We start from the raw sequence: 21472 nt of genomic DNA, 5'->3' as shown, positions 1-21472 counted from the left end.
AAAATATCTGATATGCCGAAGCGGAGCGCCGGGGTTTTGATGTATCGCCGTCGTAATGGCGGGCTGGAAGTTTTTCTCGTGCATTTTGGAGGTCCTTTCTGGGCTAGAAAGGACCTGGGAGCGTGGTCTGTTCCCAAGGGTGAATACTTGGACAACGAAGAACCTTTGACTGTCGCGAAGCGTGAGTTTGAGGAAGAGACCGGAGTTACAGTCGACGGGGATTTTGTTTCACTCGGCGATGTGAAGCAGGCTGGCGGAAAGCTGGTGAGTGTGTGGGCGGTTGAGGGAGATTGCGATCCTTCGCGGATGAAGAGCAATACATTTCAGATGGAATGGCCTCCCAGGTCGGGGAAGATGGCGGAGTTTCCTGAGGTGGATCGCTGGGGGTGGTTCTCACTTGAGGAGGCCGGAGAGAAGATTTTGAGCAGGCAGAGGGTGTTTCTGGAGAAACTGTCGGAGGTTGTTTAGACAAGTTCCTTCTGATCTTTGCTTTATCTACCGATGCAAAAGATGATCATTGCTTTCGCGACGATTAACCGCGGGTGCCGTCGCCTATGCTCATCTGGTGGCGAACGTCATAGCCCTGCACCCAAAAGATGACATCTTCGGCGATGTTGGTGGCGTGATCAGCAACGCGTTCCAGGCTGCGGGCAATCACCAGCGCATTGAGTGCCTGGGGCGTGTACTGCGGCTGCTCGCGCATCACGTTCAACAGCGCGTAGTGGATGGTTTCGTTCAACTTGTCGACGCTGTCGTCCATGGAGAGAACGGATTGCGCCATTTTTGCATCAGCTTCGATGAAGGCGTGCAGCGCCTTGCGCACCATGGCGACGGCAAGATTCGCCATACGGGGGATATCAATGGGGAGGTCAACTACCGGATAGGCTTCGAGATCGCGCACGCGCTCGGTGATGTTGACGGCTGAGTCGCCCACGCGTTCGACATCGGCGTTAATTTTGATGACAGCGAGGATGAAGCGGAGATCGATGGCCATGGGTTGTTCCATGGCGAGGAGATCGAGAGCCATCTGGTCGATCTCGCGCTCGAGGCGGTTGATAGCGAGTTCGCTGCGGTCAACCAGGTCACAAATGGAGATGTCGCGGGTACGATAGGCTTCTACGGCGCGGTGAATAGACTGTTCCGCCATTCCCGCAACCACGAGCAGTTTCTCTTTGAGATCATCAAGGCTTTTGTGAAAACGAAGGCGCATCATCCAAACCTGCCTGTGATGTAATCTTCCGTCCTCTTGTCGCCTGGATTTGTGAAAATTTTATGAGTCGTATCAAATTCGACAAGTTTGCCGTTCAGGAAGAACCCTGTGCGCTCGGCAACGCGCGCGGCCTGCTGCATATTGTGGGTGACGATAACGATGGTGTACTGCGATTTGAGCTGAAAGATGAGGTCTTCAATCTTCGAGGTGGAGACGGGATCGAGCGCCGAGGCAGGCTCGTCCATAAGCAGCACTTCGGGATCGACGGCAAGAGCGCGGGCGATGCAGAGACGCTGCTGTTGTCCGCCGGAAAGGCTGGCGCCGGACTTCTTCTTCAGGTCGTCCTTGACTTCGTCCCACAAAGCAGCGCCCTTCAGCGAACGCTCGACGACCTCATCCAGTACGCGGCGATTGCGGAAGCCGTTGAGGCGCAGGCCGGCGGCGACGTTGTCGTAAATAGACATGGTCGGAAAAGGATTGGGGCGCTGGAAGACCATGCCGATGCGGCGGCGGACTTCTACGGGTGAGACATCGTTATATATGTCAAGGTCGCCAATGCGGATGGTGCCGGCGGTTCTGCCGATGGGATTTGTCTCGTGCATGCGGTTGATGCAGCGCACGAAAGTGGACTTGCCGCAACCGGAGGGACCGATAAGCGCAGTAGCCTGGTTTGCCGGAATATGCAGGTTGATGTCGTGCAGCGCATGATTTGCGCCATACCACGCATTGAACTGTGAAACTTCAATTCCGACACTCACTTAATTTGCTCCCTTCAAAACACCGCGCGTGGTAACGTAACGCACCAATGCAACGGACACAACAATTAAAACAATGAGAACCAGAGCTCCCGCCCAGGCAAGACGATGCCACTCGTCATACGGCGAGAGAGCATACTTGTAAATCCGGAGCGGCAAGGCATCGATCGGCTGGTTGACGGAGGCGCTCCAGAACTCATTGCCGAACGCGGTAAAGAGGAGAGGAGCCGTTTCTCCGGCGACGCGGGCAAAGGCGAGCATGCATCCGGTGATAACACCAGGCAATGCTGTCTTGAGCGTGATGGCGAGCACGGAGCGCCAGTTGGGCACGCCGAGGCCAAGCGCGGCTTCGCGAATCGGATTGGGCACCATTACGAGCATCTCTTCCGTGGTGCGTGTGATGGTAGGGATCATCATGATCCCGAGAGCCACTCCACCAGCGATCGCCGAGAAACCTTTTTGCGGAACAACAACCAGCGCATATGCAGCCAGGCCCATGACAATGGAAGGCACTCCACTGAGTACATCCGCAGTAAAGCGCACCAGGTTGGCCAGCCGGCTGCCGCGACCGAACTCCGAAAGATAGATGCCCGCGCCGATGCCGATAGGAACGCCAAGAAGACTGCTGAGAGCAAGCAGCACGGCCGACCCGACAATCGAGTTGGCCATGCCTCCGCCCAGTTCCCCGACAGGTACAGGATTCTTGGTAAAGAAAGCCAGGTTGAGCGAACTGGCGCCCATGTATATCAGGTAGAGAAAGATGGCAACCAGCGGCGCGACGACAATGATGGTGCTCGCAACAGCCATGCCCGTAGCCGCGTGGTCGGCAAACATGCGCCAGGTATGATTCGCTTTGCTGGTCTTTTGTAATGAGGCCATGATGGTTTGTCCGTTCTGTGCGCTCAGGCAGCCTGCGACGGCGCGCCGCGCGTAACTGCCCATACCAGCAGGCGCGCGATGGCATTGACAATGATGGTGACGATCAGGAGCGCCAGGCCGATCTCGATGAGCGCGCTGCGGTACAAGTCGTCCGTTGCCTCGCTGAACTCATTGGCAATGACGCTGGCCATGCTGTAGCCAAGCCCCAGAAGCGACTTGTTCATGACGGGACTGTTGCCGATGACCATGGTGACGGCGATGGTTTCGCCGAGAGCGCGGCCCAGGCCGAGAATGATCGATCCGACAATTCCGATGCGCGCATTGCGCAGCACGCCCATGCGGATCATCTCCCAGCGAGTGGCGCCGAGCGCCAGCACAGCTTCGCGCTGTGCATTGGGGACAGCAGTCATGACTTCGCGTGTGAGCGAAGAGATGATGGGCAGGATCATGATCGACAAAATGATGCCGGCGGCAAGGATACCCACGCCGAAGTTCGGACCGGCAAAGAATCCTGTCCAGCCAAGCAGCTTCATCAGCAGCGGATTTACATGCTCGCGAAGAATGGGAACGAGAACGAAGAAGCCCCAGACGCCGTAAACTACGCTGGGAATCGCAGCGAGCAGCTCAGTGAGGAAGGCAAGCGGCGCGCGCAGTACTTTCGGGCACATCTCGGTGAGGAAGACGGCAACGCCGACAGCGAGCGGCACAGCGATGATGAGCGCAACGATCGAGGAAACCAGCGTGCCGTAGACGAAGGGCAACGCGCCGAAGTCTCCGGAGACAGGATCCCATGCCTGCTTGAAGAAGAAGCCCAGGCCAAACTTCGAAAAGGCCAGGTTGGATTGGCGCGCCAGCTCCCAGGCAATCAGGGCGACGATGGCAAAAATGCACAGGGCGCAGATCAGCATCAGCCAGCGGAAGGAGTGGTCGGCGGCCGACGAATTTCCCCGGCCCAGCAGGAAGGCGCGAATTTGCGACGGCGGAGGATTTTCTGTCGTTGCCGCCGGATTTTTTGCCGCAGAATCTGAGGTCAAAGGCGGGCCGGACACACGAGGTTCCTGAACTTTGAGATTCACCATATTCTAGGCTAAACGGCTTTCTTGAATGCCGTGTTAAACACTATGAAATATAAGGAAATATCTGGGCCTGGGAGAAGCACTTACCTGCGCGAAATATACCTCAGGGTGCTAAGGCCTTCTTCAACTTCCTGATTTTATTGTGAGGGCTAAAAGGCACTTACGTGCATTAACAGTTGGCAAAGAATAAAGACGCGCCTTGAGACGCGTCTTTATTCCGGATGCCGGTGGATAACCTTACTTCAGCTGGGCAATCGTGCCGCGGACCTTCTCGGCCACGGACTTCGGCAGCGGAGCGTAGTAAAGAGAGCTGGTTTCGGACTGGCCATGATCGAGCATCCAGTTCAGAAAATCCTTGATGACCTTGCCATTTTCAGCATTGGGCGCCGGAGTGGGGATCAGCAGCCAGGTGAAGCTGGCGATAGGGTAGGCGTCCTTTCCGGGCGCGTTGGTGATGGAGACGCGGTAATCGGCAGGCATCTGCTTCACGGTGGCCGCAGCCTCCGTTACGCCTTCGACGCTGGCCTTGACCCAGTTGCCGGAAGCGTTCTTGACGTAGCCGTACTGAATCTTGTTCTGGAGCGCGTAGATCAGTTCGACATAGCCAATGGCGCCGGGCATCTGGCGGACGAGTCCGGCAACGCCTTCATTGCCCTTGCCGCCGATTCCCTTCGGCCAGGCCACAGCAGTGTTGCGGCCGACGCTGTTCTTCCAGTCGTTGCTGACCTTCGAGAGATAATCGGTAAAGATATAGGTGGTACCGCTGCCGTCGGAGCGATGGGCGACAACAATATCAGTGTTGGGCAGCTTCACGCCCGCGTTATCCTTCGCGATGCGGGCATCGCTCCAGTTGGTGATCTTACCGAGGTAAATATCAGCCAGGACATCAGGCGAAAACTTGAGCTCGGAGCCTATCCCGGGCAGGTTGTAGATAGGAACGACGGCGCCGAGCACGGTGGGAATATGGATGATCTTGACCTTCGAAGACTGGAGCTGCTCGTCGCTCATCGGGCCGTCGCTGGCGCCGAAATCCACAGTGCCTGAGGTGACCTGCTTGATGCCGCCACCGCTGCCGATAGGCTGGTAGTTGATCTGAACACCTGGGTGCTGGGAACTGTATTCGCTGAACCACTTCGAATAGATCGGATTCGGAAACGTTGCTCCGGCACCATTGATTTTCTGGGCAAACCCTGCAGCTGCCGAACACACAACGAGTGCAGCAGCAAAAAACGTGCTTTTTTTCACAAACTCCCCCTTGGAAACTACTTTCTGATTCTGGGTACGAATTGTTACAGATCGTTTACAGACGTGTGAATTGGTCGAAAAAGGGGTAGGATTTCCTGTCGCATCCGGGCATTTGCGGAACGCCTCCAATTACCTGATTTCAGGTAAACTTTCAGTAGGGATGCATCATGGCCATAACCAGAGCATTTCGCGTCATCACCGACCCAAGGGCCCAAAAAGCCGAGACTTATCGCTATTGGCAATCGCGAACCATTGCCGAGAAGTTCGCCGCGATCATCCAGGTCACGGCAGACGCTTATGCCATGGCCGGAAAGAGTTTTGATGCTACCCGCCGATCTGAAAGAACTTTTGCTCCCATTCAACGCTCACAAGGTTGAATATCTGATTGTCGGAGGCCATGCTGTTGGCGTCTACTCCGAGCCACGCGCGACGAAAGACCTCGACATTTTTATCCGGTCCAGCAAGAAAAACAGCGAAGCGGTCTATCGAGTACTAGCAGCATATGGTGCTCCTCTCAGTGGCGTTCTTCCAGATACTTGGAAAAACGGCCTTTCAGCTCGGAGTCGAACCTTACAGGATCGACATTCTCCAGGTCATCGATGGAGTTTCTTTTGATGAAGCGTGGAATGACCGGACGGAAGGCACTCTTGAAGAGGGTGTCCCGGTGAATTTCATTTCTCGAAAACACCTTATCCAGAACAAACTGGCTTCGGGACGTTATATTGACCTTCACGATGTAGATGTTCTTCGCAAGGCAGCCAAACAAGTACCTCCTCTACAACAGAAGTAGTCATCCTCTTTTTCAAACTTGCTTTACTGCTACCTGCATAACAGCCTCAGCAGACACCGGCTTTTTCTCAGGAGCCAGAGGCAGCGTAAAGAGAAAAGTAACACCCGAGCCAAGCTCGCTTTCAGCGCGGATGGTGCCTCCGTGGGCCAGAATAATGTGTTTCACGATGGCCAGCCCCAGGCCGGTGCCGCCAGATTCGCGCGACCGGGCCTTATCGACTCGATAGAAGCGCTCGAAGATACGATCCAGATGCTCAGAGGCAATGCCAGGCCCAAAATCGCGCACGAAGAATTCGACCATCTTTTCGTCCTTCAGCAGGTGAGCGCCTGCCACCACTCGCTTCCCCGATTTGCCATACTTCATGGCGTTCTCGATGAGGTTGCCGAAAACCTGATTGAGGGCGTCGGCATCGGCAAGAACGAGTGCGTCGGTGGTCTCTGCGGCTTCGAGGCTCACGTCGGAATCGAGCACCATGCCTGTAAGCGAATCGATAGCGTCTTCGACGAGCGCGGAGGCGCGCATGGATTGGAGGGCAAGCTTGTAATCGCCGGATTCAACGCTCGCAAGCGCAAGCAGGTCTTCGGTCAGGCGGTTCATACGCGTAGCATTCTTGAGGATGATCGAGAGAAATTCCCGCGCCTGCGGGGAGACATCTTCGCCGCCTTCAAGAAGCGTCTCGACATATCCAGAGATGGAAGTAAGCGGGGTGCGCAGCTCGTGCGAGACGTTGGCAATGAAGTCGCGGCGTGTCTTTTCCGCGCGCTCCACGCTGGTAACATCGTGGAGCACAGCAACAGCTCCGCCGCCAGGCGTGGGGGCCGCGTTGACTTCAAAGATTTTCCCGGGGGCGACGGTCAGAGCTTTGCCGGTAAGGATCTGACGCTGCTTGAGCGCGCCTTCGACACAGGCGAGAACGTCAGGATCGCGCAGCAGCTCGACTAACGGGCGGCCTTCGCGCACAGCGCTTGAACAGATGCGCTGCATGACCGCATTTGACCAGATGACCTGGCTCTGCGCGTTGACGGCAACGACGGCCTCCTGCATGCTGTCGAGCAGCGTGGTGAGTTCGCGGCGGCTGGCCTCAAGGGCGTGGAAGCTCTGCTCGAGGCGGCTTGCGGTGACGTCGAGTGCGCGGGCTACCTCAGAGAGTTCGTCGAGATCGTCTTCCTGCAAACGCGCTGAAAGATCGCCCGCTGCAATGCGGTTGGCGAAGAGAACAATGCGGTCCAGGCGCTTCGCGATGCGTCGCGTGAAAAATGCGGCCAGCAGCGTGGCCGCGACCAGCGCGAGGACGGAAGCCAGAATCAGGTCGCGTGTTGCGTTGGGCTGTTCACTGACCGCGCGTTCGAGAAGAGGACGCAGGGAGAGGTCGAGGATGAACGTTCCGGCCAACAGCACCAGAACGAAAGACAGAAGCAGTTTGGTGAATACTCTGCCCGTCATTGCACCGGCCGCGGAATCTCAAAGCGATATCCGGCGCCGCGCACAGTCTTTAGAAAGCGCGGATTTTCCGGATCAGCCTCGATTTTCTCACGGATACGGCGCACATACACATCCACGGAGCGCGGCGTCACGAAGCGGGCGTCACCCCAGACGGCATCAAGTAGATGGTCGCGGCTGAAGACCCGCCCGGGATGACGGGCCAGGTAGTCGAGCAGACGGAACTCTGTCGCGGTGGTGGTGGTAAGCTCGTCGCGGACCTTGAGCTGCATGGCTCCAGCATCGATAACGATGTCTTCAAAGGTAATGACGGACGGCGTCGACGGCCGCTCGAAGCGGCGCAGTACGGCTTTGACGCGGGCAAGGAGCTCGCGGGGCGCAAAGGGCTTGGTGATGTAGTCGTCGGCGCCAAGCTCAAGGCCTAGAACGCGGTCATTTTCCGAAGCGCGGGCAGTAAGAAAGATGATGGGAACCGTGCTCAGCGCGGCATGAGCGCGCAGGCGGCGGCACACGTCGAGCCCGTCTCCGCCGGGAACCATGATGTCGAGCAGGAAGAGCGAGGGCGGCTGGCGTTCAGCATCGGCGATGACGTTGGTAGGGTTCGCATAAACCCGGGCGCCGAATCCGGCGGCTTCCAGGTGATGCTGCACTAATCGTGAAATGTCTGCGTCATCCTCTAATACAAATACGGTCTGACTCACGCTTGTTTTCAACCTCGCGTAGTGCCCTGTCTGCAACAAGGCGCTGGGGATATTCCTCCTTCAGGCTACTCCAGGACGGCAAAGAGAATGCAAACGTTCTGTTAAAAAGGTCAGAGCTCAAAGCTCAGGGCAACAGAGCACAGAGCTCAGGGTAAGGGGTACAGCGCCCAGGTATACAGTTGTCATCCTGAGCGTAAGTATAAGGCTGTCATTCTGAGCGAAGCGAAGAACCTGCTTTTAGTAGCATCAATAGCCACAACACCGGATGCCCCAGGGCCTGCCCTGAGCGAAGCAGAATGGGTTGGCGAAGCTAACCTGGGTAAGTTGGTAGATTCTCCGCGATGGGTAGGAAAACAAAACAACCATCCGGGCCACAACTAATCCGACCCCTGCACCCTACTTCCCTGGCCTTCTCACATCGACTGCACCGGAATCCGCATAATATCCTCGATCAGCCCAATCTCTTTCTGCATAAAGGGTTCCGCATAACGGACCCCCGCCAGCAGGCCATAATGGCGAGCCTCGGCAAATATGCGTTCGCGAATTTCCTCCTCAGGAACAAAGAGGCTGCTGCCAGTGGACTGGTTCTGGTACTGGGATTTGTAGGCCATCAGCGACTGGTGACGCTGCTCGATGTATGGCGTGATGTCGACAACGAAGCTGGGGCGCACGTCGGCATAGAGGCTGGCGTAGAGAATTTTGTAAGGGCGATGCGGTGGCATGCCAGTGTCGAGCTTTGCCAGCCCTGACAGGAAACAGGCTTCATATCCGAGTGTGGACGTGGTGTAGTGATCCGGGTGGCGGCCAGTCCAATACGGAAGGATGACGACGCGGGGACGCACTTCGCGCAGGACGCGGACGATCTTCACACGGTTTTCGTATGTGTTCTCGACCCGGCCGTCAGGTATATCAAGGGCCTGCCGCCAGCTTACGCTGAGAATCTTTGCGGCTTCGGCTGCTTCGGCAGCACGCTCCTCGGCAGAGCCGCGGGTTCCGGTTTCGCCCTGCGTCAGATCAAGGATGGCAGTGCGCCAGCCCAGGGTTTTCATCTTTATTAGAGTGCCGCCGCAAGTCTGCTCCACGTCATCACGGTGGGCGGCTATGGCCAGGATGTCGGCAATGGAGGTTTCCGGCATTTCTTTAAGATACCGAAGTTTCTGATTGGCAGGCCTTTCGCTCGGGTGCCCCAGAGCCTGCCCTGAGCGAAGCCGAATGGGTTCGCGTAGCTAACCTGGGGTGTTTACCGGAGTGTATCCGGAATGTCAACAGTCTGGACAATTCACAAGCCATAGTCACTCCGGAAAATGTCATGCTGAGTGCCTATGCTTTCTCGCCTGCTTGCCATTGTGCTTTTCCTCGTGTCTGCGAACTCTCTGTCTGCGCAGACAAATCCTGACTGGACCGCTCCCTTCCCGCCGCACCGCGTGATCGGGAATGTGTACTACGTCGGAAGCAAAGACCTCGCCGCCTTCCTCATCACAACACCACAGGGGCACATCCTGATCAACAGCAATCTCGAGACGTCGCCGGCGCAGATCAAAAAGAGCGTTGAGCAGCTTGGTTTCCGCTTCAGTGACATCAAGGTCCTGCTCATCAGTCATGCGCATATTGACCATTGCGCAGGGAGCGCGCTGATCAAGCAACTGACTGGCGCTAAATACATGGTGATGGATGCCGATGTGCCTGCAGTGGAGGACGGCGGCAGGAGCGATTTCAAGTACGGCCAGTCAAAGAACATGCTCTTCCCGCCAGCAAAGGTAGACCGCGTTCTGCATGACGGGGATGAAGTCCGTTTGGGAAACGTGGTACTGATCGCGCATCTGACGCCGGGACACACAAAGGGCTGCACAACCTGGACACTGAAGGTCGAGGACAAGGGCAAAAGCTATGACGTCGTGATTGTAGGGAGCCCGAATGTCAATCCCGGATACAAGCTCGTGAACAATGCGAAGTATCCGCAGATTGCCCAGGACTACCAGCGGACCTTTCGCGTCATGAAGTCCCTGCACTGCGACATCTTTCTCGGTGCGCACGGAGGCTACTACGATATGCAGGAGAAATTCGCCCGTCTGAAAAATGGCGGCACGAACCCGTTCATTGATCCCGATGGGTACAGGGATTATGTAGCAGACCGGGAGCAGGCATTTCTTGCCGAGCTGAAGAAGCAGCAATGAAGCAGGGAGATAGTGATTAGGGAAATAGGGAATGAGGGAGTCGACTCCAACCTGTTTTTGTGGCTATCACTGCGATTCTTTGACGGAGTTACCTGAGTGAAGCCAAAAGGTTCAGGATGCCTATTCATTCTGTGCCCTGCACCCTGAGCGCTGTGCGCTAATCCCTACTTCCCTATTCCCTACTTCCCTAATAGGTAGTGTTATTCGCGTCGCTGCCGCCATCCATGTAGGCGACATCATAAGCGGTTCCGGTAACAGTCACGTTGGAGTTATCGCGCGCCGAGCCATCCCCGGTATTGTAGATGTATACCTGCCCGCCTTCCGCGGTATAGACCTTGTGCAGTCCGGTCACGGCAGCGATGCCTGTGCCGTCGCCCTTGAACGACTCGATTAGCACAGAATTATTAGCCGTGTTGAACATGGTGATACAGCCGAAAGGCGTCCCCGGAGCGGTAGACTGGCTGAGCTTATAGCGCTCGCCTGATTCACACTGGACCGAGCCGATCCAGAGCGTGTTGTCATCGGCCAGGATCATCTTGTTATGCGTGCCGTCGCTGATGGAATAGGTGCCAGTAACCTGCCCGGTAGTTGTGTTCACAATCGACAGGTTCCCTGCAAGCAGGCCATCGCTTTGCAACTGCTGGCCGGCAACGTAGAAGGTAGTTCCATTAAAGACGCCGTTGGTAACTCCCCCGGGCACTGCGATAGTTTTTGTTGCCACGAGAGCAATGCCGCTCGCGCCTACTCCCTCGGGATTGAGCGACGTCGTCGTGATGGGAATCTGGGTAATGCTCGAAGCTGTGCCGCCGCACTCGGGTCCGCAGTTCAACACCCAGGCTGATGCACCGTCGGATGAGAAGACGGCTTTCACCGGGTGGTCGAACGACGCGCCATTTGAAGCGGTGACGGGAAAGACACAGTACACAGGAAGGTTCTGAGGCTCACAGTCCTGCGCGCCATTCCAGTTGGGATTATTGATGGCCAACTGCTGCTGGTCGGCGTTCAGGTGCACAAGGCTGTAAACCTCATTGGTGTTCTGCACAAAGGCCAGCACGACCGTGTTACCGGGATTCATGGAGACGCGATAGACGCCGGGCAGGTTCAGCGAGATGGTGGCGCCGTGATCGACCACAGAAAGCGTATGCGCCGACTGCGATGCAGCGTAGGTATAAAGCAGGTCGCGCGAGGTAAAGATGCTCTGGGAAATGCCGTTCAGGCTGGTGGTGCCCGAAACGGTACTACTTACCTTTTCCCCCGCATAACTGATAATGGTCAGACTGCCGTCGCCGATGGAGTACACAGCTCCCTGCTGCTGCTCTGGCATGTTCTGAATAGTGACTGGCAGCTTGCCGGAGAACCCGCTGATGGAGAAGTTCACATTGACATTGTTGAAGGCGTGGCGGATGTCGTAGTTGGCATCATCGAAGAGCAGAGTGCCCTGTGCCAGCGCGCTGGGGTTCTGGACGGCGACGAGAACGCGGTTCAGGACGCCACTGGGCGGCAGGTTGCGGCCTGCAAAGTAGAAATTCTTGCCGCATGCAGTCAGAAACGATACGGCGCACAGGATGCCAACAGCGAGAAACAGACTTCTTTTATTCAATCCTTGAGACCTCAATCCGCTTCGAAACACGGAGTTTGTAGGAAAGCCAAGTATAACAAAGGGCAGGCTCGTGAGATTAGACGCGATGTGTGGAATCAGGTCACAGGTCGCAGAAAACAGGGCGCAACGCCCAGGCTGCAGCGTACAGAAAAATAGTTTGTCATTCCGAGCGAAGCCGAGGAACCTGCAGTTTGCATCGATAGCCACAGAAACGGGTGCCCCATCCGTAACAAATCCGCACCCTGAGCCCTATTTCCCTATCTCCCTCTCCTGTCATAGCATTACCTTACGGACTCAGATGACAAACCGCTTACAGGACATCTTCAAAGACCGCACGGTGCTCTTCGATGGAGCCATGGGCACCATGCTCTACGATCGCGGCGTCTTCATCAACCGCTGTTTCGATGAGTTGAACCTCTCGCAACCGGAACTAGTGCGCTCCGTGCACGAGGAGTATCTGCAATCCGGCGCCGAGATCATCGAAACCAACACCTTCGGTGGAAACAGCTTCCGCCTGACGCGCTATGGGCTGCAGGACCAGGTGGCCGCCATCAATAAAGCCGGAGTCCGCATTGCGCGGCAGGCGGTGAACCAGCTTAAAGATAAGCAGGCCGGAACCGCATGGGTTGCAGGCTCTATCGGGCCGCTGGGCATTCATCTGGAGCCGCTGGGCAAGACCTCGCTCGATGAAGCACGCGCCGCATTTGCCGAGCAGATTCGTGCGCTGGCTGATGGAGGCCCGGGAGTCGGCGTCGACCTGCTCGTGATCGAAACCATGCCCGCTCTGAATGAGGCGGAACAGGCGCTGCTGGCAGCGCAGGAGGTGGCTCCTGACCTCCCGGTGATTGCCATGGTCACCGTGGATGAAGAAGCGCACTGCCTCGATGGCGCCACGCCTGAAGTGGCGGGAACAAAGCTGACGGCAGTGGGCGCGGACGCCATCGGCGTAAACTGCAGCACCGGTCCGGCGACGATTCTTACCGCAATCGAATGCATGGCGGCGGTGAGCGACCTCCCGCTGGTGGTAATGCCGAATGCCGGCATGCCGCGCGCTGTGGATGGGCGCAACATCTATCTCTGCTCGCCCGAATACATGGCCAGCTTTGCGCGGAAGTTTCTGAAAGCCGGCGTGCAGTTCATCGGCGGCTGTTGCGGCACAACACCGAACCATATCCGCGCAATGAAATCAGCGATGCGCGCCGTAGATGCGCAGAAGACGAGTCACGCGCATACTTCGCGCGCGCCCATCGTGACCGAGACCCCGCCTGCTCCAATTGAAGAGCGCTCGCGACTGGGCAAGCAGGTTCACGAAGGCAGCTTCGTCACCATGGTGGAGATTGTTCCGCCCAAAGGCATTGACTGCTCGAAGGAGCTCGCCGGAGCAAGCCTGCTCGCCGGACTAGGCATCGACGTAATTAACGTGCCCGATTCGCCGCGAGCCTCAGCCCGCATGAGCGCGCAGAGTCTCTGCATCCAGATCCAGCAGAAGACAGGCATCGAGACGATCCTGCACTACACCTGCCGCGACCGGAACGTGCTGAGTATCCAGAGCGACCTGCTGGGCGCATCCTCTATTGGGCTGAAAAACATTCTGTGCCTTACCGGCGATCCCCCGAAGCTGGGCAATTATCCGGATGCAACCGCAGTCTTCGATGTGGATGCCATCGGCCTGGTCAACATCGTGAACCGTCTGAACCACGGCCTCGATATCGGCGGCAATCCCATTGGCGCTTCCACCGGATTCACCATCGCGTGCGCAGCCAATCCGGGCGTGCCGGACATCGACAACGAAGTGCGCCGCTTCGCCTATAAGGTAGAAGCCGGCGCCGAGTATGCCATCACGCAGCCGGTCTTTGATCTGCGCGTGCTCGAAGCATTTCTGAAACGCATTGAGGAATTCCGTATTCCTGTCATCGCCGGCATCTGGCCGCTGACCAGCCTGCGCAATGCCGAGTTCATGAAGAACGACCTGCGCGTTTCTGTGCCGGATTCGATCATGCTGCGGATGCAGGCTGCTCCATCACCCGAAGCAGCGCGGGCCGAAGGTGTCCGCATTGCACAGGAGATGCTCGAAGCAGCGCGGCCCATGGTGCAGGGTGTCCAGGTGAGCGCGCCCTTTGGCCGTTATGCCTTGGCCGGCGAAGTGCTGGCGAGCGTCCTGCCATCCGGCGAATCGAAAACAGAAGAACCTGCTGAGGGAGCTGGCGTTGGCAAGCTTTGAAGAATCGCTGAAGCGTCTGGAAAAAATTGTGGAGCAGCTCGAGCGCGGCGACCTGCCGCTCGAAGACTCGATCAAGCTGTTCGAGGAAGGCACGCGCCTTTCCGCCGAGTGCAAGGAGTACCTGGAACAGGCCGAAGGCAAAGTCCAGATCCTGATGAAACAGCGCGACGGATCAGTGAAGGCAGAGCCTTTTCCCCCAGCGAAGTGAACCGTCCTACCAGCTTGTCATCCTGAGGCGCAGCCGAAGGACCTGCTTTTCGCCCCAATAGCACAGAAAAACCCATGGGTGCCCCAGGTTCGCGGAGCGTAGGCGGAGCTAACGTGGGAGGTTCGCAGGACGCAGAATCTCACCAAAAACCCACGTCAAGTCCCTAAAGTAACACCCATCCGCGCAACCCCAACAATCCAAATAACATAGAGCTCAAGCCAAAGCGCAGGCAATTACCCTCAAATTTGCTATCCTGAAGGTAAGAGAAGAAATGAAAAAGGCATGGCCCAAAAAGCCATGCCTTTTCTGTTCTCTGTGATTTCTCCGTGTCCTCTGCGTTCTCTGTGGTGAGAAAAGCACTGAACGCTGTACGCTGTAACTCACTGAAAATAAACGATCCCCGTACAGAGATATCCCCCTAAACCAATGAAAACAAACATTCTCCGTACAAAACCAGGGGAGGGGTCACTGACAACACAGCCCAGAAAGGCAGCGACCAACGGGAGCGAGGAAGAACGCCAAAACTCAAGACTGCTGCAAAGAGGCGCCGAAGGCGCGTTCGCCTGGACGGCTAGTCCATGTCGGCAAAGATGGTGTCGAGATGCAGTTCAACGGACGTGCCGGCTGCGGTGAAATCGTTCATCTCGATCCAGTTTCCAGTGGAGCAGTCGAAACCCTTGCGGTCTTTAGGATCTATGACCCAGATGTTTTTCACGCCCATCTTGCGATAGTCTTCGAGCCGGGCGCGGTAGCGGCCGAAGCGATCTTCCGGGGAGAGAATTTCAATCACTGCCAGCGGCGGTGTCTGGATGATCTGCTCGCGCGGCGCAGAGGTGGAGATGAGGCAAACATCGGCAACGCGGAAGCGGGTCGGCGACACCTGAATGCGAATCTCTGGAACTGCTTTAATTCCCCACTCGTGCCTGTGTGCGCCAAACCATGCCAGCAACGCTCCCTGCAATTCCGAGTGGTCGAGCTCTCCCAAATTCCTCTCCTCAATGACGCCGTCAACATAGTCGCAATCCGGGTGATAGCTGGTGTGGAGATACTCGCTCACCGGGACAGGAAGATTGCGCGCTGTTGCCATAGATGCCTCTGTAACATCCATTATGCTTCTACCCCGCGCGTGCGTACAGGCCGACGAGCCTTCCCTCGGCGAGCACGTGTCCTCTTTCGGCATCGGCGACTTCCCTTCTGCTTGCGCCCTGCGACAGCGGCAGCGTGGTATCGAGCGCGTAGACATGGAAGATGTAGTGATGCGGCTTCCCTCCCGGCGGACAGGGACCGCCGTAACCGATCTTGTCGAAATCGTTCCGGCCTTCGATTTCTCCCGGAGCGGAAGAGCCTTCGGGAAGTTCCTGCGATCCAGGAGGAATGTCAAAAGCTACCCAGTGAATAAACGTTCCCATAGGAGCATCGGGATCTTCGACGATCACTGTGAGGCTCTTTGTACCGGAGGGCACGGAGGAGAAAGCAAGCTCGGGAGAATGATCTCCACCATCGCAGGTGTACTTTGCAGGAATCATTCCCTTGTCTGCAAAGCTGGTGCTGCGGACGATGAAAGTTCTTCCCGGTTTGAGGTCTTCACTGCTCTGATTGCGCTTCCACGCCACAAACAGCGCCACCGAGACGATCACGAACAGCAGCACAAGAACCATGATCCATACGCCCAAATGCCTCTCTCCGGGCATGGCTTGATTCCTCCTCTTATCTGGAGTTCGCATGCACGCTTATCGCTGCTCTACGAAGCTCACAACATCTTGCGCCATGCAATCGGGCTGGGCAACCATGAACTTCAGTCTGCTTTCGATGAGATTCAGGGAGACACCCGGGAACAACCCCATATCTCATTCCCTGCTTTTGCCAGTGGACCGCGTGAGACGGGCGAGCGCGGCCAGTTCCTTTAGATAGTCCTTGATGGGGCGGGCTGGTGTTCCCCAGAAGACGATTCCCGGGCCGCGGATTTTCTTGCGGGAAGGGATTCCGGCCTGCGCGCCGAGGATAACTTTGTCACCGATCTCAACGTGGTCGGCGATGCCTACCTGGCCTCCGACGATGGCGTCATCGCCGATGGTGCTGCTGCCGGAGACTCCAGTCTGCGCAGCGATGACGACGTTCCTGCCAATGCGGACGTTGTGGCCGACGTGGACGAGATTGTCGAGCTTCACGCCGCGCGCAATGCGGGTTTCTTCGAGCGCTCCGCGGTCGATGGTGGTGTTGGCGCCGATCTCGACATCATCTTCGATCACCAGCGTTCCCTGCTGCGGGAATTGCAGGTATTCTCCGGTTTCGGCGTCGCGCACATAACCGAAGCCGTCAGCGCCGAGCACTGCGCCGGCGTGGACGACGACGCGGTTACCGAGAGTCACACCGGAATAAAGCACGACGCGCGGATAGATACGGCAATGATCTCCAATGCGCACGCCAGAGCCGATGACTGCGCCTGCGCCGATGGCGCAATGCGCCCCGATCTGCGCGCCTTTTTCGATGACTGCGTATGCGCCGATGGAAACGCCTGCCGCAATCTGAACTTCGGGAGCGATGATAGCGGTGGGATGAATGGCCGCTGCTGATTCTGTGATCTGTAAAATTTTTGCTGCGCGCGCAAAGCCCAGCCTGGGCTGGCGCATTACTAACAGAGGCTTGATATATCCGGCTTGCTGCACCAGCTCTTTGGTTACAAGCACAGCCGCAGCGTTCGATGCGACAGCTTCCTGAAGAGTGGATTCGTCTTCGGCGAAAACAATGGAGTCCGATGTTGCCAGCGACGCACTAGCTACGCTGGCAATATTCGCCTCATTGTCGTTGCGCAATTCCGCTCTGATAGCAGTTGCCAGATATTTTAATTGCATTGAATTCCTGATTTTCCCATGAACTTATTTATCCCTATTCCCTGCTTCCCTGCCTCTAATAAATCTTTGCTTCGCCTTCGGGGCGGGTTTTCCATCTGCGGTGCACCCAAAGCCACTGGTCAGGATAACGCCTTATGCAGGCTTCGATCGCGGCAGTGCATCGGGCCGTGTTGGTGATGGCGTCGGCTTCATCGTCTCCTGTGCACGCCAGCTCGATCTCCTGGCCAAAATGCAGGACATATTTCTCCTCGGATTCTTCCCACAGCATGAAACCGGGAAGCACGGCGGCTCCAGTTCTGAGAGCCACGCGCGCAAGGCCGGAGGCGGTGCAGGCCTGGATTCCGAAGAAGGGCACGAAGACTCCCTGCGGAGGAGTCATGTTGGTGTCCATGAGGATGCCGACAGTTTCGCCCTGGCGCATGGCGGCGAGCAGCCCACGGGCAAAGTCGTCCTTGTGCAGGACACGGTTGCCGTGCAGGCAGCGGATGCCGTTGACCAGGCTGTCGACCTTCGCATTGTCGAGACGGCGGATGACCATGCTCATGGGGTGACCCATCAGCGAGTGGTAGAAGCTTGAGAGCTCCCATGCGCCGAGATGTCCGGTGACAATGAGCACGCCTTTGCCTTTGTCGCGCGCGGCGAGATAGTTTTCAAGGCCATCGTAGCGAATGAAACTCTTTGTGTTCTCGCGCGTGTAGGAGGACATCTGGCAGAACTCGGCAAGCTGCCAGCCGAGGTTGCGGTAAAGCTTGCGCAGGATTTGCTGCCGCTCTTCTTTCGTGAATTGAGGAGATGCCAGCTCCAGATTCTTAAGACCGGTCTTGCGCAGGCTGGAAACAGTATGGAATGCCAGCGCGCCGACTCCTGCGCCGATGATGCGGGCGAGTGGACGCGGCAGCATTCCCAGAATGCGAACCAGCAGCCAGACTACGAAAAACTCAAGGCTTTCTTTCATTCGCTGAGGTAATGGTAACTGTCCAGAAGTTATCCGCCGCCCCGCAATCGCACAAAGAACATACGGATAAGTCCGCGGGCGAGGATTCGCAGCTTGGTAAATGTAGGCACCGAGATACGCTGCGAGAAAACATCAAAGTTGCCGCGCTCGATGCGATCCAGGAGACCGTGGTAGATGGTAATCAGAACCCAGAGCGCAGGACGGGCATCGGGCGAGATGAGGGGAAGCAGCGCTTCTCCTGACTTGTAGTACTGCTCGGCACGATTGGCTTCGAACTCGAGAAGCTCACGCTGATTCAATGTCAGGTGATGGCCGTCTTTGAGATTGAGGATGTCGTCGACGGAGACCCCGAAGCGTTCGAGGTCTTCGAGCGGAAGATAGATGCGGTCGCGTTCGGCGTCCTCGCGCACGTCGCGCAGAATGTTCGTGAGCTGGAAGGCGATTCCGGTTTCTTCGGCGAGTTTTTCGGCGTGCGGATCGCTGTACTCGAAGATGCGGATGCAGACGAGCCCGACAACCGAGGCGACGTAGTAGCAGTAGCGATAAAGATCGTCGAAGGTCGCATAGGTATCTAAGCGCAAGGCATGGACGGCTTCACTCTGCGGCGATTGGGTATGCAGGTCCATGGCTGTTCCCTGCACCAGCTGGTCCAGTAATTCAGTCGTGATGTGGAAGCGGCCCTGGGCGTCGCGCAGTGCGGTGAATACCGGATCATTGGTCTCGCTGCCGTGTGCGGCTTCGTGCCATGCAGCCAGCCACGCATTGAGATTTTCGCGGCGCTCTTCGCGCGACTTTGTCTCATCGTCAGAGAGGTCGTCGGCGTGGCGCATGAAGGCATAGACCGCACAGATGGCATTGCGCTTCGCTTCTGGTAGCGCCACGAACGCGTAGTAGAAATTCTTGGCTTTGCGGCGCGCGATCTGGCGGCAGGTGGCGTATGCCTGATCGATATTTATCCTGGCTTCGCTGGATGGAGTCACGCGGCCTCAAAGATGCGGCATTCGGCAGACAGTGCAGACCGGCCTTTTTCAATCAGTTCGTTTTGTGTGATGTTCTCGGTCATTTTTGGATCAAAAATCTGAGACTACCGTGATCAAAAAGCAGATCCTTCCGCTTCACTACGTTCAGTGTCAGGATGACAACTTTATGAAACTTGTTTTTGAGGCACCTGGTTTTCTGTCGGCGCAGTCCTTCTTACGGGATGATGGCTGTTTTTATGTCGTTGGAGCGGTCCATCAGCTTGCGAAAGACATCGCCCAGGTCGATGAGGCGGGCGCGTCCGGTGATGTACTCGCGGCATTTAAAGCGTCCGCTGGTAATCAGCTCAAAGGCGCGGCGCGCGGTTCCGGGTGTGTGATGGAAGCTCGCCTTCAGTGTGATGTCGTTGTAGTGCAGGCGGTTCGTGTCGAGCTCAACTTTGGTGCCTGCGGCGCATCCACCGAAGAAGTTGACCGTGCCGCCTTTGCGCACCATGTCGACGGCCTGCTGCCAGGCAACGGGAGTGGCGACGGCTTCGACGGCGATATCGACTCCGCGGCGGTTGGGTGTGAGAGCGCGCACGGCCGCGATTACATCATCGACGGCCGTGATTTGAATGACCTCTTCCGCGCCGAAGATCTTTGCGGCTTCCACCTGCTCGTCGCGCTTGACTACGGCGATGACACGCAGGCCGGCAAGCTGCGCTGTGTGGATGAACATAAGCCCGATGGGGCCTGCTCCGATTATGACGATGGAGTCGCCGGGCAGCGCGTTAGTCTCTTCAAGCCCGCGGACGACACAGGCCAGCGGCTCGGTCAGCGCGGCGTGCTCGAAAGGCACTCCATCAGGAATGTGCAGCGTGTTTTTGGCGACGATACGCGCGGGGATGCGGATGTACTCGGCATAAGCGCCGTTGTTGAAGAGCAGGTCATCGCAGAGGTTCTGCTGGTTGTGGCGGCAGTAATAGCACTCGTCGCAGGGCGCGGAGTTGAGCGCGACTACGCGATCCCCAGGGTGGAACTCGGTAACGCCCGGGCCAACCTCTTCCACTGTTCCTGCCAGCTCATGTCCGAACTGGATGGGAGGCTTCAGCATGCGGGCGTGGTAACCGCGGCGGTAGACCTTCAGGTCGGTTCCGCAGGTCAGCGCTGCTGCTACGCGAACTATGATTTCTCCCGGTCCCGCTGCTGGGACGGGCAGCCGCTCGATGCGCAGGTCTTCCTTGCCGTAGAGCACGGCGGCTGTCATCGTGTTAGCCATAACCTTCTATTTTCTCAGACCCGGCTGGATAAAGATCTTCATTGATGCTGCGGTCGGGTTAGAAGCAATCTTAATGGCTTCGACGGCCTGCTCCAATGGGAAACGGTGGGAGATGAGCTTTGTCAGGTCGAAGCCGTTCCTGTAGCCCTCGAAAACCAGCTTCTGGCCCTCCTGCTGTATCTCAACCGAGGCGCTGTAAGAGCCCATCAGGGTCTTCTCATCCATACAGACGGCTGCCGGGTCGATGACGGCGTCGCCGTGCTGCGTCTGAGCAAAGAGGAGCACCCGTCCGCCGGGACGGGCTGCATCCATAGCGGTGCGGATGAGCGCGTTGCCACCGACAGCGAGGATGACGGCATCGGCGCCACGGCCCTCTGATTCGCGCTTTGCCACTTCGACAACGTTTTCCTTGCCAGCATCTATGGGGTGCTTCAGGCCATATTCTGCGGAGAGGGCGTGGCGCTCGGGATAGAGGTCGGAGGTCAGGACTTTTGCTCCGGTGCGGGCGGCAAGTGCGGCCAGCATGATGCCGATGGGGCCCTGTCCGATGACGAGCACAGTCTCGTCTGGGGCGAAATTGAGATTCACGATGGCCTTGAGGCAGGTGTTGACTGGCTCGATGAAGGCAGCCTGCTCGAAGGGCACACCGTCGAGGATCTTGACCAGACCGCCGGTGCGCACGATCCAGTCCATGACACGGACGTATTCGGCGAAGCCTCCGCCGGAAGGCTCGAAGCCTGCGGTGCAGCCTACCTTCTTATAGGTGGCGCACTGGGCGAAGGTCTTTTTGCGGCAGTAGTAGCACTGTCCGCAGGGGATGTGGTGGAAGACCATGACCCGGTCGCCGACGGAGAATCCTTCGACGCTGGGACCGGTTTTGACAATGGTTCCTGAAGTTTCGTGGCCGAAGATGCGCGGCGCAGAGTGAGAGCCGGTGTGGATCTTCTTGAGGTCAGTGCCGCAGATGCCGCAGGAGTGGACGCGGATGAGGACTTCGCCGGGGCCGATTTCGGGAACGGGCACGGTCTCGACGCGGACTTCATTGACGCCGCGATAGACGGCGGCCTGCATGGTTGCCGGGATGATTTCGCTCGCCTGAGCGGTGGGATTGCTGGTTATGGTCGCCAT

General features: G+C 57.4%; 22 protein-coding genes. 6 read left to right on the top strand and 16 right to left on the bottom strand.

The genetic code is table 11. The annotated features are described in order from the left end of the window. Positions 1–12 precede the first annotated feature (12 nt). Positions 13–468: an NUDIX hydrolase gene (locus AC5S16_RS01040; protein WP_493928142.1), complete on the top strand. Its 456-nt coding sequence runs from the start codon at positions 13–15 to the stop codon at positions 466–468. Positions 469–532: 64 nt separating this feature from the next. Here the strand turns inward: AC5S16_RS01040 and phoU are convergent, their stop codons facing one another. The 5 genes from phoU to pstS form a co-directional block, all read right to left on the bottom strand. Then, positions 533–1210, bottom strand: a complete 678-nt coding sequence (gene phoU / locus AC5S16_RS01035) for a phosphate signaling complex protein PhoU (protein ID WP_493928636.1) — start codon at positions 1208–1210, stop codon at positions 533–535. After that, positions 1210–1968: a phosphate ABC transporter ATP-binding protein PstB gene (gene pstB / locus AC5S16_RS01030; RefSeq protein WP_493928141.1), complete on the bottom strand. Its 759-nt coding sequence runs from the start codon at positions 1966–1968 to the stop codon at positions 1210–1212. The genes phoU and pstB overlap by 1 nt, the downstream gene beginning before the upstream one ends. Further along, the gene (gene pstA / locus AC5S16_RS01025; RefSeq protein WP_493928140.1) at positions 1969–2844 is read right to left on the bottom strand and encodes a phosphate ABC transporter permease PstA; all 876 of its coding nucleotides are present in this window, start codon (positions 2842–2844) and stop codon (positions 1969–1971) included. Between the two features lie 23 nt (positions 2845–2867). Next, complete coding sequence (pstC, locus tag AC5S16_RS01020; protein WP_493928139.1) at positions 2868–3893, bottom strand: phosphate ABC transporter permease subunit PstC; 1026 nt, start codon at positions 3891–3893, stop codon at positions 2868–2870. A gap of 264 nt (positions 3894–4157) precedes the next feature. Then, positions 4158–5165: a phosphate ABC transporter substrate-binding protein PstS gene (gene pstS / locus AC5S16_RS01015; protein WP_493928138.1), complete on the bottom strand. Its 1008-nt coding sequence runs from the start codon at positions 5163–5165 to the stop codon at positions 4158–4160. A 167-nt stretch (positions 5166–5332) separates the two neighbouring features. Here pstS and AC5S16_RS01010 point away from each other — a divergent pair, with 167 nt between their 5' ends. Further along, entirely contained in the window at positions 5333–5542 is a 210-nt protein-coding gene (locus AC5S16_RS01010; RefSeq protein ID WP_493928137.1) for a hypothetical protein, read from the top strand. 125 nt (positions 5543–5667) lie between these two features. Then, positions 5668–5955 carry a hypothetical protein gene (locus AC5S16_RS01005; protein ID WP_493928136.1) on the top strand — a complete coding sequence of 96 codons (288 nt, stop codon included), beginning with the start codon at positions 5668–5670 and terminating at the stop codon, positions 5953–5955. Positions 5956–5967: 12 nt separating this feature from the next. On the opposite strand, the gene AC5S16_RS01000 is transcribed toward AC5S16_RS01005, so the two are convergent. From AC5S16_RS01000 to bshB1, 3 genes are all read right to left on the bottom strand, one after another. Further along, positions 5968–7398: a sensor histidine kinase gene (locus tag AC5S16_RS01000; protein ID WP_493928135.1), complete on the bottom strand. Its 1431-nt coding sequence runs from the start codon at positions 7396–7398 to the stop codon at positions 5968–5970. Then, entirely contained in the window at positions 7395–8096 is a 702-nt protein-coding gene (locus tag AC5S16_RS00995; RefSeq protein WP_493928134.1) for a winged helix-turn-helix domain-containing protein, read from the bottom strand. The genes AC5S16_RS01000 and AC5S16_RS00995 overlap by 4 nt, the downstream gene beginning before the upstream one ends. A 413-nt stretch (positions 8097–8509) precedes the next feature. After that, complete coding sequence (gene bshB1 / locus AC5S16_RS00990; RefSeq protein WP_493928133.1) at positions 8510–9232, bottom strand: bacillithiol biosynthesis deacetylase BshB1; 723 nt, start codon at positions 9230–9232, stop codon at positions 8510–8512. Between the two features lie 186 nt (positions 9233–9418). Here bshB1 and bla point away from each other — a divergent pair, with 186 nt between their 5' ends. Beyond that, entirely contained in the window at positions 9419–10270 is an 852-nt protein-coding gene (gene bla, locus AC5S16_RS00985; protein ID WP_493928132.1) for a subclass B3 metallo-beta-lactamase, read from the top strand. 187 nt (positions 10271–10457) lie between these two features. Here bla and AC5S16_RS00980 read toward each other — a convergent pair whose 3' ends face one another. Beyond that, on the bottom strand, positions 10458–11870 hold the full coding sequence (locus AC5S16_RS00980) for a hypothetical protein (RefSeq protein WP_493928131.1): 1413 nt from the start codon (positions 11868–11870) through the stop codon (positions 10458–10460). A gap of 298 nt (positions 11871–12168) precedes the next feature. Here AC5S16_RS00980 and AC5S16_RS00975 point away from each other — a divergent pair, with 298 nt between their 5' ends. Then, positions 12169–14091 carry a bifunctional homocysteine S-methyltransferase/methylenetetrahydrofolate reductase gene (locus AC5S16_RS00975; RefSeq protein ID WP_493928130.1) on the top strand — a complete coding sequence of 641 codons (1923 nt, stop codon included), beginning with the start codon at positions 12169–12171 and terminating at the stop codon, positions 14089–14091. Next, on the top strand, positions 14078–14299 hold the full coding sequence (xseB, locus tag AC5S16_RS00970; RefSeq protein ID WP_493928129.1) for an exodeoxyribonuclease VII small subunit: 222 nt from the start codon (positions 14078–14080) through the stop codon (positions 14297–14299). The genes AC5S16_RS00975 and xseB overlap by 14 nt, the downstream gene beginning before the upstream one ends. 571 nt (positions 14300–14870) lie before the next feature. Here the strand turns inward: xseB and AC5S16_RS00965 are convergent. The 7 genes from AC5S16_RS00965 to AC5S16_RS00935 all read right to left on the bottom strand — a co-directional run bounded on the left by AC5S16_RS00965 (position 14871) and on the right by AC5S16_RS00935 (position 21472). Next, entirely contained in the window at positions 14871–15386 is a 516-nt protein-coding gene (locus AC5S16_RS00965; RefSeq protein ID WP_493928128.1) for a Uma2 family endonuclease, read from the bottom strand. A gap of 28 nt (positions 15387–15414) precedes the next feature. Continuing rightward, complete coding sequence (locus tag AC5S16_RS00960; protein ID WP_493928127.1) at positions 15415–15990, bottom strand: YbhB/YbcL family Raf kinase inhibitor-like protein; 576 nt, start codon at positions 15988–15990, stop codon at positions 15415–15417. A gap of 156 nt (positions 15991–16146) precedes the next feature. Next, the gene (gene lpxD, locus AC5S16_RS00955; RefSeq protein WP_493928126.1) at positions 16147–17151 is read right to left on the bottom strand and encodes a UDP-3-O-(3-hydroxymyristoyl)glucosamine N-acyltransferase; all 1005 of its coding nucleotides are present in this window, start codon (positions 17149–17151) and stop codon (positions 16147–16149) included. Positions 17152–17206: 55 nt separating this feature from the next. Then, positions 17207–18106, bottom strand: a complete 900-nt coding sequence (locus tag AC5S16_RS00950) for a lysophospholipid acyltransferase family protein (RefSeq protein ID WP_493928125.1) — start codon at positions 18104–18106, stop codon at positions 17207–17209. Between the two features lie 29 nt (positions 18107–18135). Continuing rightward, positions 18136–19086, bottom strand: coding sequence for a phytoene/squalene synthase family protein (locus tag AC5S16_RS00945; RefSeq protein ID WP_493928124.1), 951 nt, complete (start codon positions 19084–19086; stop codon positions 18136–18138). A 214-nt stretch (positions 19087–19300) separates the two neighbouring features. Beyond that, positions 19301–20344: a zinc-dependent alcohol dehydrogenase gene (locus AC5S16_RS00940; RefSeq protein WP_493928123.1), complete on the bottom strand. Its 1044-nt coding sequence runs from the start codon at positions 20342–20344 to the stop codon at positions 19301–19303. A gap of 6 nt (positions 20345–20350) precedes the next feature. Beyond that, positions 20351–21472: a zinc-dependent dehydrogenase gene (locus AC5S16_RS00935; RefSeq protein ID WP_493928122.1), complete on the bottom strand. Its 1122-nt coding sequence runs from the start codon at positions 21470–21472 to the stop codon at positions 20351–20353.

The sequence above is a fragment of the Acidobacterium sp. FHG110202_01 genome (genome assembly GCF_059115305.1).
The sequence above is the reverse complement of the archived record's forward strand: the minus strand, read 5'-3'. Positions and strand labels throughout refer to the sequence as shown.

Excerpts from the sequence above, each read along its gene's own strand:
- AC5S16_RS01040 (WP_493928142.1), top strand. The coding sequence starts at position 13 with ATGCCGAAGCGGAGCGCCGGGGTTTTGATGTATCGCCGTCGTAATGGC.
- phoU (WP_493928636.1), bottom strand. The coding sequence starts at position 1,210 with ATGCGCCTTCGTTTTCACAAAAGCCTTGATGATCTCAAAGAGAAACTG.
- pstA (WP_493928140.1), bottom strand. The coding sequence starts at position 2,844 with ATGGCCTCATTACAAAAGACCAGCAAAGCGAATCATACCTGGCGCATG.
- AC5S16_RS01010 (WP_493928137.1), top strand. The coding sequence starts at position 5,333 with ATGGCCATAACCAGAGCATTTCGCGTCATCACCGACCCAAGGGCCCAA.
- AC5S16_RS01005 (WP_493928136.1), top strand. The coding sequence starts at position 5,668 with ATGGTGCTCCTCTCAGTGGCGTTCTTCCAGATACTTGGAAAAACGGCC.
- AC5S16_RS01000 (WP_493928135.1), bottom strand. The coding sequence starts at position 7,398 with ATGACGGGCAGAGTATTCACCAAACTGCTTCTGTCTTTCGTTCTGGTG.
- bshB1 (WP_493928133.1), bottom strand. The coding sequence starts at position 9,232 with ATGCCGGAAACCTCCATTGCCGACATCCTGGCCATAGCCGCCCACCGT.
- bla (WP_493928132.1), top strand. The coding sequence starts at position 9,419 with ATGCTTTCTCGCCTGCTTGCCATTGTGCTTTTCCTCGTGTCTGCGAAC.
- AC5S16_RS00975 (WP_493928130.1), top strand. The coding sequence starts at position 12,169 with ATGACAAACCGCTTACAGGACATCTTCAAAGACCGCACGGTGCTCTTC.
- AC5S16_RS00965 (WP_493928128.1), bottom strand. The coding sequence starts at position 15,386 with ATGGCAACAGCGCGCAATCTTCCTGTCCCGGTGAGCGAGTATCTCCAC.
- AC5S16_RS00960 (WP_493928127.1), bottom strand. The coding sequence starts at position 15,990 with ATGCCCGGAGAGAGGCATTTGGGCGTATGGATCATGGTTCTTGTGCTG.
- lpxD (WP_493928126.1), bottom strand. The coding sequence starts at position 17,151 with ATGCAATTAAAATATCTGGCAACTGCTATCAGAGCGGAATTGCGCAAC.
- AC5S16_RS00950 (WP_493928125.1), bottom strand. The coding sequence starts at position 18,106 with ATGAAAGAAAGCCTTGAGTTTTTCGTAGTCTGGCTGCTGGTTCGCATT.
- AC5S16_RS00940 (WP_493928123.1), bottom strand. The coding sequence starts at position 20,344 with ATGGCTAACACGATGACAGCCGCCGTGCTCTACGGCAAGGAAGACCTG.
- AC5S16_RS00935 (WP_493928122.1), bottom strand. The coding sequence starts at position 21,472 with ATGGCGACCATAACCAGCAATCCCACCGCTCAGGCGAGCGAAATCATC.